Origin of the sequence: Chiayiivirga flava, assembly GCF_014202825.1 — a bacterium.
Classification (GTDB): Bacteria; Pseudomonadota; Gammaproteobacteria; order Xanthomonadales; family Xanthomonadaceae; genus Chiayiivirga; species Chiayiivirga flava.
Genome location: NZ_JACHHP010000002.1, coordinates 116,562 through 133,329, shown reverse-complemented (window position 1 = coordinate 133,329; position 16,768 = coordinate 116,562). Strand labels below are relative to the sequence as shown.

General features: G+C 70.6%; 11 protein-coding genes. 3 read left to right on the top strand and 8 right to left on the bottom strand.

Going from position 1 to position 16,768, the window contains the following annotated elements; translation table 11 throughout:
* The 6 genes from pyrE to HNQ52_RS05115 all read right to left on the bottom strand — a co-directional run bounded on the left by pyrE (window position 1) and on the right by HNQ52_RS05115 (window position 8,437).
* Window positions 1–645: an orotate phosphoribosyltransferase gene (pyrE, locus tag HNQ52_RS05140; RefSeq protein ID WP_183960054.1), complete on the bottom strand. Its 645-nt coding sequence runs from the start codon at window positions 643–645 to the stop codon at window positions 1–3.
* A gap of 65 nt (window positions 646–710) precedes the next feature.
* Entirely contained in the window at window positions 711–2,960 is a 2,250-nt protein-coding gene (locus tag HNQ52_RS05135) for a DUF559 domain-containing protein (RefSeq protein ID WP_183960053.1), read from the bottom strand.
* A gap of 9 nt (window positions 2,961–2,969) precedes the next feature.
* Complete coding sequence (cphA, locus tag HNQ52_RS05130) at window positions 2,970–5,759, bottom strand: cyanophycin synthetase (protein WP_183960052.1); 2,790 nt, start codon at window positions 5,757–5,759, stop codon at window positions 2,970–2,972.
* Between the two features lie 134 nt (window positions 5,760–5,893).
* Window positions 5,894–6,730, bottom strand: coding sequence for a cyanophycinase (locus tag HNQ52_RS05125; RefSeq protein WP_183960051.1), 837 nt, complete (start codon window positions 6,728–6,730; stop codon window positions 5,894–5,896).
* 56 nt (window positions 6,731–6,786) lie between these two features.
* Window positions 6,787–7,974: a beta-aspartyl-peptidase gene (gene iadA, locus HNQ52_RS05120; protein ID WP_221281951.1), complete on the bottom strand. Its 1,188-nt coding sequence runs from the start codon at window positions 7,972–7,974 to the stop codon at window positions 6,787–6,789.
* Between the two features lie 154 nt (window positions 7,975–8,128).
* Window positions 8,129–8,437, bottom strand: coding sequence for a hypothetical protein (locus HNQ52_RS05115; RefSeq protein ID WP_183960049.1), 309 nt, complete (start codon window positions 8,435–8,437; stop codon window positions 8,129–8,131).
* Window positions 8,438–8,554: 117 nt separating this feature from the next.
* Here HNQ52_RS05115 and HNQ52_RS05110 point away from each other — a divergent pair, with 117 nt between their 5' ends.
* On the top strand, window positions 8,555–9,688 hold the full coding sequence (locus HNQ52_RS05110) for an acyltransferase family protein (RefSeq protein WP_183960048.1): 1,134 nt from the start codon (window positions 8,555–8,557) through the stop codon (window positions 9,686–9,688).
* 49 nt (window positions 9,689–9,737) lie between these two features.
* Window positions 9,738–12,494: a DNA polymerase I gene (polA, locus tag HNQ52_RS05105; RefSeq protein ID WP_183960047.1), complete on the top strand. Its 2,757-nt coding sequence runs from the start codon at window positions 9,738–9,740 to the stop codon at window positions 12,492–12,494.
* Between the two features lie 446 nt (window positions 12,495–12,940).
* Here the strand turns inward: polA and hemF are convergent, their stop codons facing one another.
* Window positions 12,941–13,846 (bottom strand): oxygen-dependent coproporphyrinogen oxidase, encoded by a 906-nt coding sequence (gene hemF / locus HNQ52_RS05100; protein ID WP_183960046.1) that lies wholly within the window; start codon window positions 13,844–13,846, stop codon window positions 12,941–12,943.
* A gap of 150 nt (window positions 13,847–13,996) precedes the next feature.
* Here hemF and HNQ52_RS05095 point away from each other — a divergent pair, with 150 nt between their 5' ends.
* Window positions 13,997–14,893 carry a chorismate transformation FkbO/Hyg5 family protein gene (locus HNQ52_RS05095; RefSeq protein ID WP_183960045.1) on the top strand — a complete coding sequence of 299 codons (897 nt, stop codon included), beginning with the start codon at window positions 13,997–13,999 and terminating at the stop codon, window positions 14,891–14,893.
* 50 nt (window positions 14,894–14,943) lie between these two features.
* Here the strand turns inward: HNQ52_RS05095 and HNQ52_RS05090 are convergent, their stop codons facing one another.
* On the bottom strand, window positions 14,944–16,689 hold the full coding sequence (locus tag HNQ52_RS05090; RefSeq protein WP_183960044.1) for a hypothetical protein: 1,746 nt from the start codon (window positions 16,687–16,689) through the stop codon (window positions 14,944–14,946).
* Window positions 16,690–16,768: the final 79 nt, after the last annotated feature.

Genomic DNA, 16,768 nt, shown 5'->3' with positions numbered 1-16,768 from the left:
TCAGTCGTCGGTGCCGTAGGTGGCGCGGTAGGCGAGCAGGCGCTCGCGCTGCGCGACCAGGTCGGCGCGTGATCCAGTATAGGCCAGCAGGTCGGACAGGCGTGCGATGGCGATCACGGGAATGCCGAACTGCGCGGTGACCTCCTGCGCGGCCGAGAGCCGGCCCTGGCCGCGCTCCTGCCTGTCGAGCGCGATCAGCACGCCGCACGGCGTGGCGCCGGCATCGCGGATCAGCGCGATCGATTCGCGGATCGCGGTGCCGGCGGTGATCACGTCGTCGACGATCAGCACGCGTTCGGCCAGCGGCGCGCCGACGAGCGTGCCGCCTTCGCCGTGGGCCTTGGCTTCCTTGCGGTTGTAGGCCAGCGGCACGTCGAGCCCGCTCGCGGCGAGCGCGGTGGCGGTGGCGGTGGCGAGCGGGATGCCCTTGTAGGCCGGGCCGAACAGCATGTCGAACCCCAGGCGCGAGTCGAGCAGCGCGGCGGCGTAGCACTCGCCGAGCGTGCGCAGCGCGCCGCCGCTGTCGAAGCGGCCGGCATTGAAGAAGTACGGGCTGCTGCGGCCGGACTTGAGGGTGAAGTCGCCAAAGCGCAGCACGTCGCGCGCGAGGGCGAGGTCGAGGAAGGTGCGCTGGTGCGGATGCATCGGAAGCCGGCCTTTGTCGCGGATGCGGGAGGGTAGCGCAATCGCCGTCGACCGCGCGGTGCCGGCTATCGCGCCCGGCCGTCCAGCAGTTCGATCACCGCGCGCCGCGCGGCGACGCCATGCACCGGCAGCACCAGCGTGTCGCCCGGTTGCGCCCAGGCGAGCAACTCGCGCACCGCCTCGACTTCGTCGCCGCAGTACGCGATCGCCCCGGCCGGCATGCCGCAGGCCAGAAGCGCGTCGCGCAGCACCGCGGCCACGGCGCCCTCGGCGCGGCCGCGTTCGTAGCCGACGATGTCCTTGAGCACCACACGCGCCGGGGCCCAGCGCGCGGCGGTGGCGGCGAGATCGCGCAGATCTTCGTCGCGGCGGTTGCCGGCCTGGCCCAGCAACAGGCCCAGGCGCCCGCGCGCCGCGCCGCCGCGCGCCACGTCGAGCAGGGCGGCGAGGCCGTCGGGGTTGTGCGCGTAGTCGAGCCACACCGCCACGCCGTCGACCGACCAGCGCTCGAGCCGGCCGCGATTGTCCGCATTGTCCTCGCCGAAATGGGCGAAGACCTGCGCGACAGTGGATGCTGCGATGCCAATCTCGGACGCCGCCAGCGCCGCTGCGGCTAGGTTTGCGATGTTGTAGCGCGCGCGCCCGTCCACGCTCAGTGGCATGGCCGCGACAGCGCCCAGATCGTGCGCGGTGCCGTCGCGCTGCAGCAGCAGGCGCCCGCCGCGCACGCCGCACACGGGTTGGCCGGCGGCGCGCGCGGCGAACAGGGCGGGGCTTTCGATGTCGAGTCCGAACCAGCCGATGCGCCCGGCATGCGCGGTGGCGCACTGGCGCAGTGCCGCGTCGTCGGCATTGAGCACGAGCAGACCGTGCTCGGCCACCGCGCGCGCGACGGTGAATTTCACCTGCGCCAGGCGCGCGATGTCGAACACGCCGTATTCGCCGAAGTGGTCGGCGCTGACGTTGGTGATCACCGCCACGTCGGCGGCGTCCACCGCCAGTCCGCGCCGCAGCATGCCGCCGCGCGCGGTTTCGAGCACGGCGGCGTCGACCCGGGTCTCGCGCAGCACCGTGCGCGCGCCGACCGGACCGCTGTAGTCGCCGCCGCGCAGCACCTCGCCGTCCACCACCAGGCCCTCGGTGCTGCTGCTGCCCACGCGCCAGCCGTGCGCGCGGCCGAGCGCGGCGAGCAGGCGGACGGTGGTGGTCTTGCCGTTGGAGCCGGTGACGAGGGCGGTGGGGATGCCGTGCAGCGCGTGCCAGGCCACCGCGTCCGGCGACGGTGGCGCGGACCGCGGCCACGAGTGCTGGCCGCTGCCGCGACCGAGCGTGACGCAGTCGTCGTCGACGCTGGCGCACACGCCGCGCACGCGCGCGGCGTCGAGCAGCGCCAGCAGCGCGGGCTCGGCCTCGCTGCGCGACAGCGCATGCAGGGTGTGCAGCGCGAGCGCCCGGTCCCACGCCGCGGGGTGTCCCGGTGCGTGCGGCAGCGCCAGCTTCCTTCTCCCCGCGGGAGAAGGTGCCCGAAGGGCGGATGAGGGCGCCACGCCATGCCCTCGCCTTGACGCTGCAACAGAACGTGGCGCCCTCATCCGCCTGCCGGCACCTTCTCCCGCAGGGAGAAGGAGATTCTCCGCTGCGAGTGTTTCGCGGCGGGCGGTGATTCGGTGATTCAACTGCACGAGCACGTCGCCGGTTCGCGCGAGCGCATCGTGGTTCCAGATGCGAAACACGTCGATACCACGCGACGCCAGGAACGCGTCGCGTCTTGAATCACGCGCGACAGAGGACGGCTCGTTGTGCTGACCACCGTCCAGTTCGATCGCAAATCGCAATTGGTCGCAGTAAAAATCGAGCACATACGGCGACAGCACATGCTGTCGCCGAAATTTGAGCCCTGCGATGCGCCGATCGCGCAGCAGTTGCCAGAAAAACGATTCGGCATCGGTGCTGCGTTCCCGCAACGTCCGGGCGAAGTCGAGCAGCTCGGGATCGACGGGATGATGCTGCGTCGGAGCCAGTCGATCGCGCTCCAGCACCGCCGCCCCCAGCGCCCACTCGTTGACCTCCGTCGCACAGAACAGCCGATCCACCGGCGCCTCGAACGCAAGGCTCGCCCCCGCCGCGTGCGGCACGGCCACGATCTCGCCGACCGGCCACCCGAGCTCGGCCACGACCGCACACACATGCGCACGCCAGCGTTCCAGCAGCGCGGCGTCCACATCGATGCCCGGCGCCAGCTCCAGCGCCGCGCCCGGCGCACGCAGCCACACGCTGGGCCCGGTGAGCCGGCGCGAATCCTCGAACGGCGTCACGGCGTCACGTCAGTCGTCGCTCTCGCGCGCGAAACGGATGCCGCGTTCGTCGCGGATCATGCCGTCGAGGGCGGCGTGCAGGGCTTCCTCCTGCTCGGGCGTCGACATCGGCAGCGCCGCGGCCGTTGCCGCCGCCGGCGTCGGTGCCGGGGCGCCTTCGGGCCGGAACTTGATGATCTGCTTCCACGAACGCGTCAGCGCGTCGGCGAACACCAGCAGCAGGTCGCCGGCGCGGCTCATGCGCAGGGCGGTGTCGATGGCCAGCTGCTCGTCGGGGATGATCTGGATCGCGTCCTCCGCCACGCCGGCCGCACGCAGCGCCTTGGCGATGATGCCGGGCACGGCATCGCCGTCGCGGCCGCGGGTGTTGTCGTCGCGGCGGCAGATGTAGTGGTCGAAGCGATTCGCCACCGCATCGGCGATGGCGCGCAGATCCTCGTCGCGCCGGTCGCCGGGGCCGGCCACGACGACGATGCGGCGTCCGCTCACGTCGAGCCGCTGCGCGAGGTCGGCCATCACGCCGACCGCGTGTGCGTTGTGGCCGTAGTCGAACAGCACCTTGAACGGGTGCTGGTCGAACACATTCATGCGGCCGGGCGCCTGGAAGAACGTGGTGTCGAAGGTGCGCAGGCCCTGGCGGATCGCGTCGAGCTTGATGCCGAGCGAAAACGCCATCGCCGCGGCCACCATCGCGTTCTGCACGTTGTGCAGGGCGCGGCCCTCGAGCGTGGCCGGGATCAGATGGGTCCACAGCAGCGGGATGTGCGATCCCTTGTCGTACAGCGTGATCATCTGGCCGTTGACGCCTGCCTCCAGCGCACACGCACGGCCCCCGGCGCGGATGTGCTCGCGCACCAGGCCGTGCGACGGATTCATCGTCACGTAGCAGAGGGTCTTGGCCTCGGTGTAGGCCGACATCTTCAGCACGTTCGGATCGTCGGCGTTGAGCACGGCGCAGTCGGTCGCCACCTCAACGACGATGCGTTTCACCTCGGCCAGTTGCTCCAGCGTGTCGATGCCCTTGATGCCCAGGTGGTCCGACTGCACGTTCAGCACCGCGCCGACGTTGACGCTCGGCACGCCCATGCCCGCGCGCAGCAGGCCGCCGCGCGCGGTCTCCAGCACGGCGATGTCGATCTGCGGATCGGCCAGCACCATGCGCGCGGACACCGGGCCGGTCATGTCGCCTTCGACGGTGCGCTGGCCGTCGATGTAGACGCCGTCGGTGGTGGTGAGGCCGGGCGTGTAGCCGGCCATCTTGGTGATGTGCGCGAGCATGCGCGCCGTCGTGGTCTTGCCGTTGGTGCCGGTGACGGCCGCGATCGGCACGCGCGAGGGCGTGCCGGGCGGGAACAGCAGATCGACCACCGGACCGGCCGCGTCGCGCGGCGTGCCTTCGCTCGGCGCCACGTGCATGCGGAAGCCGGGCGCGGCGTTCACCTCGCAGATGCCCCCGCCGACGGTCTTGTAGCTCTCGGCGATGTTCGGCGAGATGAAATCGACGCCGCCGACATCGAGGCCGATCGCGCGGATCGCGCGCACGGCCATGTCGCGGTTGTCGGGATGGATGATGTCGGTGACGTCGGTGGCGGTGCCGCCGGTGGAGAGGTTGGCGGTGGAGCGCAGCGGCACGATCTGGCCCGCGAGCGGCACCGAGTCGGCCGTCATGTCGAGCCGCGCGAGCATCATGTCGGCCTGCGCGTCGAGCACCAGCCGCGTCAGCACCTTCTCGTGGCCGACGCCGCGGCGCGGATCCTGGTTCACGATGTCGACCAGCTGCGCGACCGTGCTGACGCCGTCGCCGACTACGTGGCCCGGCGTGCGGCGTGTCGCGGCGACGAGTTCGCCGGCCACGACAAGCAGGCGGTGGTCGTCGCCGGCGACATAGGTTTCCACGATGACCGAGCGCGAATGTTCCTTCGCGGCGTGGAAGCCGGCGCGGATGTCTTCTTCGCTCGAGATGCCGATGGTGATGCCGCGGCCGTGGTTGCCGTTGTACGGCTTGGTCACCACGAGCCCGCCGAGCCGCTGCGCGGCGCGCAGCGCCTGGCCTTCGGTCTGCACCAGCTCCTGGCGCGGCACCGGCAGGCCGAGCGAGCCGAGGATCTTGTTGGTTTCCTCCTTGTCGCTGGCCAGTTCCACCGCGATGTGCGAGGTTTTTCCGGTCACCGTGGCCTGGATGCGTTGCTGGTACTTGCCGTGGCCCAGTTGCACGAGGGACTGGTCGTTGAGGCGCAGCCACGGAATGCCGCGCGCTTCCGCGGCGTGCACGATCGACGCGGTCGACGGACCGAGTGCGCGGCGCTGGGCGTAGCGGATGAACTCGTCGCGCGCCTGATTCCAGTCGAAGTCGGGCGCGTCACCGTGCTGCAGCTCCTTCGGCAGCAGCGAGGTGAGCAGCTTCAGTGCGAGTTCCCCGGCGGCGATGCCTTCCTCGCGCTGGGCGTATTCGTAGACCACGCTGTAGACGCCGGGCCTGCCGTCGATGCTGCGCGTCTTGCCGAAGGTGACGTCCTCGCCGGCGACGTTCTGCAGCTCGATCGCGACGTGTTCGAGCACATGCCCGAGCCAGGTGCCGTCGCCTTCGCGCATGCGGCGGATGAAGCCGCCGGGTTCACGGTACGAACAGCCATGTTCGGCCAGGCCGGGCAGCGCGGCGACGAGACCGTCGATGAAGCCGGCGCCGAGTTTCGCCGTCGGCCACGCTTCGAGCGCGCCGAGGTCTAGCTCCAGCCGGATCACCGGAAAGTGGGCGTACAGCGACGGGCCGACGTAGACGGAGCGTTCGAGAATGCGCATGCGGGTCCCGGGGTGGCTGGCGGAGGAAGGCGAACCTGCACCTTCTCCGGTCATGCGCCGGAAATCAACCGGTGGCAGCGCCCGAGCGCTCGATGGCACGGGCCGAACGCGTCTGCCGGAGACGCGGGCCGGGCCTACCCCTTCGCCAGTGCCCCCGCCGACGCCTTGCGCGTCTTGAGGTCGAACGTCGCGCCGTGGATCAGGAAATGCACCTTCAGCCCGATCAGGCACACCGGTTCATTCTCGTCCGCCTGCGCCATCGAAGAGAATTCGGCGGCGTCGGCGTCCACGACGGTGACCGCGCCGCTGCCTTCCACTTCGAGCACGTTGTCCGGCGAGATGAACGCCGCCGTGTCCTCGTCCAGGCCGATGCCGACCGAAAACGGATTGAACGCCAGCGCCGCCACCAGGCGGCCGAGGCGGTCGCGCTGGCGGAAATGCTGGTCGATGATGAAGCGGTTGGTGAGTCCCAGCCCGGGCGCGAGGCGCACGCTGTCGGCACGCGGCGAACTGCCTTCGGAGCCGAACGCGATCATGTGCTCGGACAGGATGCTGGCGCCCGCGCTGGTGCCGCCGACGGTCATGCCGGCCGCGTTGCGCACGCGGATCATCTTCGCCGCGGGCGTGCCGCCGAGGATGGTCGACAGGCGCAGCTGGTCGCCGCCGGTGAAGAACACGCCGCTCGCGCGCTCGATGCGTTCGAGCCAGCGCGGCGTGCTGCCGTCCTCGCGCGTGGCGAAGTTCAGAGCCTTGGCGCGCTTGACGCCGATCTCCTCGAAGATGCGCTCGTAGCGCGCGCCGGTGTCCTCCATGCGGCTGGCGGTGGGAATGACGACGATGTCGGCGTCGCTGCCGCCGCACAAACGCACGAAGCGCTTGAGGATGGCCGGATCGTCTTCCTTTTCCTCGGCGCCGCCGATCGGCACGATCCAGCCGCGTTCGTCGCCGTCGGCAACCTTGCTCGGGCACATCGTCTACTCCTGGCACAGCCTGTTGGCGGCCGCGGTGCGGGTGCGCCGCGCGGCCGTCATTGTTCGAAGGTTCCGCGCAGCACGGCGCGGCCGTCGCGCACGTGCACGCGGCCGCGCGCGATCACCAGCGACGCGGCGTGGGCCGCGTCGAGCGCGACGAGGTCGGCATCGGCGCCGGGCGCGATGCGCCCCTTGCGCGGCAGGCGCAGCAGGTCGGCGACGTTGCGGGTGAAGGCCGGCAGCGCGCGCTCGAGCGGCACGCCCGCGGCGAGCAGGTCGGCGAGCGTGGCCAGCAAGGCCCCGGACTGGCCGACGTCCATGCCGCAGACGTGGCCTTGGGCATCGAAGCACGGCAGGCAGCCGCCGGCGTCGGAACTGATGGTCACCCGATCGGGCGGCGCACCGCTGTCGAGGTAGCGCACGAGTGCGTCCGCCGCGCTCCACGCATCCTCGCCGTCGGCCACCGGAAACGCGGTGATGTCGACGCTGCAGCCACGGTTGGCCAGCACCAGCGCTTCGTCGAACAGCGCGCGTCTGCGGTTGACATGCGTGGGCTGGAACACGCGCGGCGGCAGCTCGCTGGCATCGAGCGCACGCGTGACCAGATCGAGTCCGCGCGCGCCGTCGCCCAGGTGCAGGTGCACGATGCCGGCCTTGCCGGTCATCATGCCGGCCACGTGTGCGTCGGAAGCCAGGCGCAGCAGTTCGTCGAGCGTCGGCTGGCTGGAGCGGTGATCGCTCAATGCCACTTCGCCGACGCCGATCAACGCATCGACGAAGACGATATCGCCGCGCACGCTGCCGGTGAGCGTGGCCGGCGGCAGGTGGTAGCCGCCGGTGTGGCCGTACGCGCTCAGGCCCTCCTCGCGCAGCGCGGACAGCGTGGCGACCAGATCGCGCGTGCTGCGCGCCACATCGTCGGTGCCGAGCAGGCCGACCACGGTGGTGACCCCGGCGGTGGTGAACTGCGAGAGTTTCATCGGCGGCACGCGGGTGCGGAACCCGGCTTCGCCGCCGCCGCCGGTCACGTGCACGTGACCGTCGATCAGGCCGGGAATCAGGCGCCGCCCGGCCAGATCGATGCGTTCGACCGCATCGGACACCGGCGCCTCGCCCGGCGCGCCGAGCCACAGCACCTTGCCGCCGCCGAGCAGTACATCGCGCCGGCCCAGCGCCTCGGGCGCGAACACGTCGGCGTTGCGCAGCAGCAGGAGGCCGGCGGTGGGCAGGGCGGGCAGCGACACGGAGGTCCGGGGTCGAATTCGGCGCGCGAGCTTAACGGAAATGCGCCGGCGACGGCATCGCGTGCCCGGGTGCCGGTGCCGCCACGCCTGCGCGCCTGCGGCCGCATCCGGCATGGACGGGTTGCGGCGCCACGGGAGCGCGGGCCGTCGTCGCTCAGCGGCGTGCCAGCAATCTGCGACGCAATCCCACCGCCAGACCCAGCACCAGCAGGAACACGCCGTAGCCGATCAGGCTCGCGAGCACCTGTTTCCAGATCGCGCCGGCAGCAAGGTCGGCGTGGCGGAATCCCCAGATGCCGCCCGCCACCGAGGCGCCGATCGCAACCGCCACGCTCGCAAGTTCGAACAGGCGCACGCGCGCCGCGCGCGGGCCCCGCGGAAACAGCAGGAACAGCGCGGTCAGGATCAGATACCACGGCAGCAGCAGGACGAAGCCGAGGTTGAGTTCGAGCAGTGGGTTCACGCGCGGGGTCCGGTTGCGATGGGGGCGGCGGGCTGCCGCCGTGGCCGTAGGCGCGATTGTGCCAGCAGGCGCCCGTCCACGCGCCGGTGCACCGCGCCACTCTGCTATAACGCCGCGATGTCCAGCGCGCCGAATGCCGATCATGTCGCGACACTGACCGGCCTGCGTGGACTGGCGGCGGTGTGGGTGATGCTGCTGCATCTGTGGCTGCTGGCCGGGGCGCCGGTGCTGCAGGTGGCCGGCATCGACGTGACGGCGCCGTTCGCCACCGGCTATCTGGGCGTGGACCTGTTCTTCGTGCTGTCCGGATTCCTGCTGGCGCGGCCGTTCCTGCGCTGGATCGACGGGTTCGGCGGGTTTCCGGACCTGCGCACCTACATCTGGCGCCGCGCGCTGCGCGTGCTGCCGGCGTTCTACGTGCAACTTGCGATCCTGCTGGTGGCGGCACGCTTCGCCGACGGCGTGTGGCCCGTCGACGGGCTGCAACTGCTGGCCTATCTGAGCATGCAGTTCTGGCTGCACCCGGCAATGGGTGGGCTGCTCAACGGGGTGTGGTGGACCTTGCCGGTGGAGTGGAACTTCTACCTGTTGCTGCCGCTGCTGGCGTGGGTGCTGGCGCGTGCGCGGGCATGGCTGGTGGTGATGGCGGTGCTGCTGTGGGTGGCGGCGTTTCGCCTCGCGGCGTACGAGAGCCTGTTCAGTGGCGTGCTGATCTTCGGCATTCCCACCGAGGTCTACGGCGCCGGCATGATCAACCAGATCGTCGGACGCATCGACCAGTTCCTTGCCGGCCTGCTCGCGGCGTGGGCGTTGCTGCGGCTGGGTGCGCGCGGGGTGCGTTTCGCCACGCCGGCGTTGTTGCTCGGGCTGCTGGCGATGTTCGCGATGGTGCTGGACCTGCACCTCAACGGCAGCGTGATCGAACGCGGGCGCGTGCCGCTGCTGTTCTGGCACCACACGCTCACCGGCGCGGCGCTGGCGTGCGTGGTGTTCGGCGCGGCGGCCGGCGCGCCGCTGGCGCAGCGGCTGTTCGGCGGGCGCGTGATCGGATTCCTCGGCGCCATCAGCTACAGCCTCTACCTGTGGCATGCGGTGGTGTTCCAGGTGGCGCACGACACCGGCTTCGTGCACTGGCCGCCGGCCGCCGGGCTGGGGCGGCTGGCGCTGTGGCTGGTGCCGGTGGTGCTGGCGGTGTCGTGGCTGTCGTACCGCGTCGTGGAGCGGCCGTTCGTGCAGCTGGCGCACCGCTGAGCGCGGGCGGTCGGGATCACATCGCCGCGGTTGGCACTAGACTGTCGCGATGACTCGACTGGTCCTGATCGACGGCTCGTCCTACCTGTACCGGGCCTTCCACGCGCTGCCGCCGCTGTCAAACGCGGCCGGCGAGCCCACCGGCGCGCTGTTCGGCGTGGTCAACATGCTGCGCGCCACGCTGAAGGAAAAACCCGAGTACGTCGCCTTCGTGGTCGATGCGCCGGGCAGGACCTTCCGCGACGACCTGTACCCCGACTACAAGGCCAACCGCGCCGCGATGCCGGACGACCTGCGCGCCCAGGTCGACCCGATGCTGACCATCGTCGAGGCGCTCGGCATGCCGATCCTGCGCATCTTCGGCGTGGAGGCGGACGACGTGATCGGCACGCTGGCGCTCGACGCGGCGTCGCGCGGCATCGACGTCACCATTTCCACCGGCGACAAGGATTTCGCGCAGCTGGTGCGGCCGGGCGTGACCCTGGTCAACACCATGTCCGGCAGCGTGCTCGACGCGGACCGCGTGCTGGAAAAATTCGGCGTGCGGCCCGAGCGCATCGTCGATCTGCTGGCGCTGATGGGCGACAGCATCGACAACATTCCCGGGGTCGAGAAGTGCGGGCCGAAAACCGCGGCCAAGTGGCTCGGCGAATACGGCTCGCTCGACGCGGTGATCGAAAACGCGGCGAAGGTGGGCGGCAAGATCGGCGACAACCTGCGCGCGGCGCTCGACCGGCTTCCGCTGAACCGGCAACTGGTCACGATCAAGACCGACGTGGAGCTCGACAGCACGCCCGAGCAGCTGCGCCTGCGCGACCCGGATGTCGACAGCTTGCGCACGCTGTACGCGCGCTACGGCTTCAACCAAGCGCTGCGCGACCTTGGCGGCGGCGGCGACGTGCCCGCCCCGAAGGAAAAGGAACCCGGCCGTGCGCGCGGCACCGGCTACGTGGCCGCGCCGGCGCCGACCGAAACACTCGATCCGGCGCTCGCCGCCAGGGGCGAATACGAGACCGTGCTCGACACCGCGCAACTGGATGCGTGGATCGCGCGCCTGCAGGCGGCCGAGCTGATCGCGTTCGATTGCGAGACCGATGCGCTCGATCCGATGCGCGCCAACCTCGTCGGCTTGAGTTTCGCGGTGGAACCCGGACGCGCGGCCTACGTGCCGCTCGCGCACGACTATGCCGGCGCGCCCGCGCAGTTGTCCCCGGACACCGTGCTGGCCGCGCTCAAGCCGCTGCTGGAGGACCCGTCGCGACCCAAGCTCGGCCAGCACGGCAAGTACGACATGCACGTGCTGCGCCGGCACGGCATCGCGCTGGCAGGTTATGCCGAGGACTCGATGCTCGAGAGCTTCGTGCTCAACTCCACCGCCACGCGCCACGACATGGATTCGCTCGCGGCGCGGTACCTCGGTTACAGCACGCTCCGTTACGAGGATGTCTGCGGCAAGGGCGCCAAGCAGATTCCATTTGCGCAGGTGGATCTGGAACGCGCCACGGCCTATGCCGCCGAGGATGCCGACATCACGCTGCGGCTGCACCGCGTATTGCACGCGAAGGTGACCGCGGAGCCGTCGCTCGAACGCGTCTACCGCGGCATCGAGATGCCGCTGGTGGAGGTGCTGGCCACGATCGAAGCCAACGGCGTGCTGATCGACGCGGCCGAACTGCGCCGCCAGAGCAGCGACCTGAGCGCACGCATGCTGGCGTTGCAGCAGCGCGCGTTCGCGCTCGCCGGGCGCAACTTCAACCTCGACTCGCCCAAGCAGCTCGGCGCGCTGCTGTTCGACGAGCTCAAGCTGCCGGTGCTGGTGAAGACCCCGTCCGGTGGTCCGAGCACCAACGAGGAAGCGCTCGAAGCCATCGCCGACCAGCACGAACTGCCGCGCCTGATCCTCGACCACCGCAGCCTCGCCAAGCTGCGCGGCACCTACACCGACAAGCTGCCGGACATGATCCACCCGCTCACCGGCCGCGTGCACACGAGCTACCACCAGGCCGGCGCCGCGACCGGGCGCCTGTCGTCGAGCGATCCGAACCTGCAGAACATCCCGATCCGCACCGAGGACGGCCGTCGCATCCGGCAGGCCTTCGTCGCGCCCGCGGGCCGCCGCATCGTGGCGTGCGACTACTCGCAGATCGAGCTGCGCATCATGGCGCACCTGTCGGAAGACCCGAGCCTGATCGGCGCCTTCGAAAGCGGCCAGGACATTCATCGAGCCACGGCGGCGGAAGTGTTTGCGACGCCGCTCGACCAGGTCGACACCAACCAGCGCCGTGCGGCAAAAGCGATCAACTTCGGCCTCATGTACGGCATGGGCGCATTCGGCCTCGCGCGCCAGCTCGGCATCGGCCGCGGCGAGGCGCAGGACTACATCGCGCTGTACTTCTCGCGTTACCCGGGCGTGCACGCGTTCATGGAGCGCGCGCGGCAGCAGGCGCGCGAGCAGGGCTATGTCGAAACCGTGTTCGGCCGCCGGCTTTATTTGAACGAGATCAACTCGCGCAACCAGGGCCAGCGTGCCGGTGCCGAACGCGCTGCGATCAACGCGCCGATGCAGGGCACCGCCGCCGACATCATCAAGCGTGCGATGCGCTCGCTGCACGACTGGCTGGTGCCGCACGCATCGCGCGCGCTGATGATCATGCAGGTGCACGACGAACTGGTATTCGAAGTCGATGCCGACTTCGCCGATACGCTGGTGGACGCGGCGAAATCGCGCATGACCGCCGCCGCCGATCTGCGCGTGCCGCTGGTGGTGGATGCGGGCATCGGCAACAACTGGGACGAGGCGCACTGACACGCGGCGCGGCGCGTTCCGCGTGCCTCGACGCGGCAACACATGCGCGGCCCATCACGCCCCTTCGGTTCGGCGCGCACACGCGATCGCGTGCGACGTTCCGGCCCCGATTCGCGTCCGTGACCAATGGCAGGGCACGCACCTGCCGACCGCGTTTTCGGGATGAATGCGCACTGAACTTTACCGTGTGGAAACGGTTTCTTTCAGGGAACCTTCATTCCGGATGCGTAGTCTGTAACCACGGTGGACGCAACGCCACCCGTGATCCAGATTCCCGCCCCCCTCGGGACCTGGATCCGCTGGAACCCGGCTCTCCCCAAGCCCGCTTCCAGCCCGGCTCCGCAGGTTCCCCCTAACCTGCGGAGCTTTTTTTTGCGCGTGTGTTTTCGGCGAACGCGTCGCTTTCGCGGGCGGTGCGTCGACGCTGCATCGCAGACGCTGCGTGCCTAACCGGCGCCCAGCCAGTCGCGCGGTTGCAGATAGTCGGCGAGGCGCGCTTCGGCGCTGCCGGGCTCGGGCACGTAGCCGTATTCGAAGCGTACGCGCGGCGGCAGACTCATGAGGATCGATTCGGTGCGGCCGCCCGACTGCAGGCCGAACAGCGTGCCGCGGTCCCAGACCAGGTTGAACTCCACGTAGCGGCCGCGGCGGTAGAGCTGGAACTCGCGCTCGCGTTCGCCGAAGGGTGTATCGCGGCGGCGTTCGACGATCGGCAGGTAGGCGTCGAGGAAGCTGTCGCCGATGGCGCGGGTGTAGGCAAAGCAGCGCTCGAAGCCGCCGGCGTTGAGATCGTCGAAGAACACGCCGCCGACGCCGCGGGTCTCGTTGCGGTGCTTCAGGAAGAAGTATTCGTCGCACCAGCGCTTGTGTCGCGGGTAGACGTCCTCGCCGTACGCGAGCGCGGCGCGCTGGGCGGTGCGGTGCCAGTGCACGATGTCCTCGTCGACCGGATAGAACGGGGTGAGGTCGTAGCCGCCGCCGAACCACCAGATCGGATCGCGCCCGGCCGGCCGCGCTTCGAAGTAACGCACGTTCATGTGCGTGGTCGGCACGTACGGGTTGTGCGGATGGAACACCAGCGAGACGCCCAGCGCCTGCCACGGCGCACCCGCGAGCTCGGGGCGGTGCGCCGTGGCCGACGGCGGCAGCGTGGCGCCGTGCACCTCGGAAAAGCCGATGCCGGCCTGTTCGAACACACCGCCGCCCTTGAGCACGCGCGAGCGCCCGCCACCGCCTTCGGCGCGGGTCCAGGCGTCCTGCGCGAAGCGCGCGCCGTCGATCCCTTCGATGCCGCCGCAGATGCGATCCTGGAGCGCACGCAGGTAGGTGGCGACGGCGGTGATGTCGGGCATGGCGATCCGGGGTTGCGGCGGCGGTGACGCATTTTCCCATGCCGCGGCGCCCGTGCGTTGCCGCGCCGTGGCGCGCTTTCTATACTCGCGCGCTTGCCCGCCGAGTGTGCCGATGCCGCGTTTGCGCCACCCAGTCCTGCGATCGTCCGCGTGAGTGCGCTGCAGGTGCGGCACTCCGGCGACGCAGCGGCGCTGCTGCGTTTCGGCACGGCAGGCGAGATGGCCACGCTGCCGCAGGTGACCCTGTACTGCACGCCGCTGGCCGGGCCGACCGGTCCCGAGGCCTGGTTCGACACCGGCACCGACGCGGCGCTGCGCGTGGTATCGATCGAGGTGCGCGAAGCCGACGGCGACATCGAGGCCGCCGCTGCCGAGGCCTACCGCCGCCTGCTCGCGCAGGTGCGCCCGTCCTCGCATCCGTACATGGTGCGGGTGTGGAACTATCTCGACGCCATCAACGCCGGCAGTGGCGACGAGGAGCGCTACCGCCGCTTCTGCGTCGGCCGCGCCGCGGCCGTCGACGCGATGTTCAACGATCCGCCGCCGGCCGCGACGGCCATCGGCAATACGCTCGCGTCCGGCGTGGTGCAGGTGGTGGCGCTGTGCGCGACGACACCGCCGCTGGCGCTGGAGAACCCGCGCCAGACCCCGGCCTGGCGCTATCCGCGCGACTACGGCCCGGTGCCGCCGGGATTCTCGCGTGGCGCGCTCGTGGGCGTCGGCGCGCAGACGCGGCTGCTGGCCTCGGGCACGGCCAGCATCGTGGGGCATGTGTCGCAGCACGTCGGCGACGCGGCGGCGCAGGCGCGCGAATCGCTGGCGAACCTCGACGTGCTGCTGCAGGAAGGCAGCCGCCGCAGCGGCCTCGACTTCGCGCTGACGCGCCACGAGGCGCTGCGTGTGTATCTGCGCGACGCCGCCGACCTGGCCGCGGTGCAGGCCGCGCTGGCGGCGCGCCTGCCGCTGTCGCAGGTGTGGTTCCTGCAGGGTGATGTCTGCCGGCGCGAGCTGCTGGTGGAGCTCGAAGGCGTGTTTGCGCCGGGCTGAACGCGCCGTCGGGCCCGGGACCGCGCCGGACCGGTTCGGTACGGCCCGCCTCAGGGCATCCGCATGCGCTGTTCGATCACCACGCCGTGGGCATCCACGTCCACCGTCACGTCGATCCGCTTGACCCACGTGCTGTAGAGCTGGTGCATCATCGCGCCCATGTCCTCGGCTTCCTTGCGTTCGGCATCGGTGGTGGCGGCGGCCGCGGCCTGCGCCATTCCGAACCGCATGAAGTCCGCGTACGCGGTGCCGTCGATGCCGTAGACCAGCAGCGGCTGGAAGGCGGGATCGAGCGCCAGATCGGCGCCGAGCATGGCCTGCTGGTCCGCGCCCACGCCCAGCGCCAGCACCTGCGGGCTCATCGCGGCGAACACCGGCAGCGGAAGCGGATTGGCGGCGAGGGTCGGGATCGCGACCACCTTGCCGTCGGGCTTGAGGTCGATGCTGGCGATTTCCGGCGCGAAGTTCTTCGCCATCGACAGCAGCGCGGCCGGGTTGCCGGACGCGATCAGGATCTTGCCCGACGCATCCGGCGTGCCCGCCTTCATGCTGTCGAGGTCGACGCGGGTCAGCATCAGGCGCATCGCGCTGAAGACCGGTGCGACGGTGTAGATGGCGGCATTGCTCGATCCGCTGCGCAGCTGCGTGGCGGTCGCGTTGAGGTCGGCCAACTGCGGGCACGCGAAGGTCTGCGCCTGCGCGGCGTCGGCCCAGGCGTTGAGCACGGCCGGGAGTGCGCCGACCTTCAGACCGATGCCAAAATCGAACAGGGCATCGTCGGCCATGCGCGGCCCGGGCATCGGCGTGCGCAGCGTCTGCAGGTCCGCGGCGATCTTCGGCAGCGTTTCGATGCGCGTGGCCATGTCCATGTGGCCGTCGGCGATGCGCGTGTAGCCGGCGCTCAGGCGCGGCACCAGCGTCGCCAGCAGCGCCGCCTCGCTCCTGCACGCGGCGTCGACCGCGGGTTTTTCGACATCGATCGCGGCCAGCAGCGCGGTCTCGAGCGGCGTTGCCGGCGACGTGAGCAGGTCGGCGATGCGCGCGGTGTCGACATAGCCGCCGCCCACCGGCAGGTAACCGAACGTCGCGTTGAGCGCCTGCAGCGCGCCGCTGTCGCGCAGCGAACGCGCGGGGCGCTCGATGCCGAGCAGGGTGCGCAGCGCGGCGTCGTCGGCGCCGGGCCCGACGGTGATCACCAGATGCCGGTCCTGGATGGCGAAGATCGCGCGCAGCGTCGTTCCGGGCAGCGCCACGTACCAGTAGCCGATGCCGTCGATGCTGGCGGTGGCGAGGGTGTGGCCGGTGCGTTGCTCCATGCGCGCGACGGTGGCGCGCAGCGCGTCGGGATCGGCGAGTTCCGAGCGCATCACCGGGGCCAGGCCGACACCGTAGAACGCGCCATGGCCTTCGAGACTGGCGCCGAGCGAGGCCACGACCTGTTCGACCGACTTGCCGGCGAACTCCGCATCGAGCGCGTCGACCCAGCGCGACACCACCTGCGCGTCCGCATCGTCCTGCTCGGCAAGCCGCGCCCGCATCACCGCGATCTGGCTTTTCCACATCGCCGCGACGCCGTCCATCTGGCCCATCCAGCGCTCGCGCTCGGCCTGCGGCAGCGGTTCGAGGTTGGCGAACACATACGGCGTGTCGGCCGGCACGAAATCGAGCGGCGCGTCCGCGGCGATGGTGGCAGCGCCGCCGCCGACGCCCGGCAGGCCGCCATCGCGTCCGAAGAACCACCAGGCGCCCGCCGCGAGCAACGCGACGGCGACCACAACAGCAACGAGCTTGCGCATGACGGACTCCCCGGGAAGGCGCGCGATGCTACCAGAGGCGCGCCGCAGCGCCGAATGTGACCGCGCGTGCCGGCGCGGC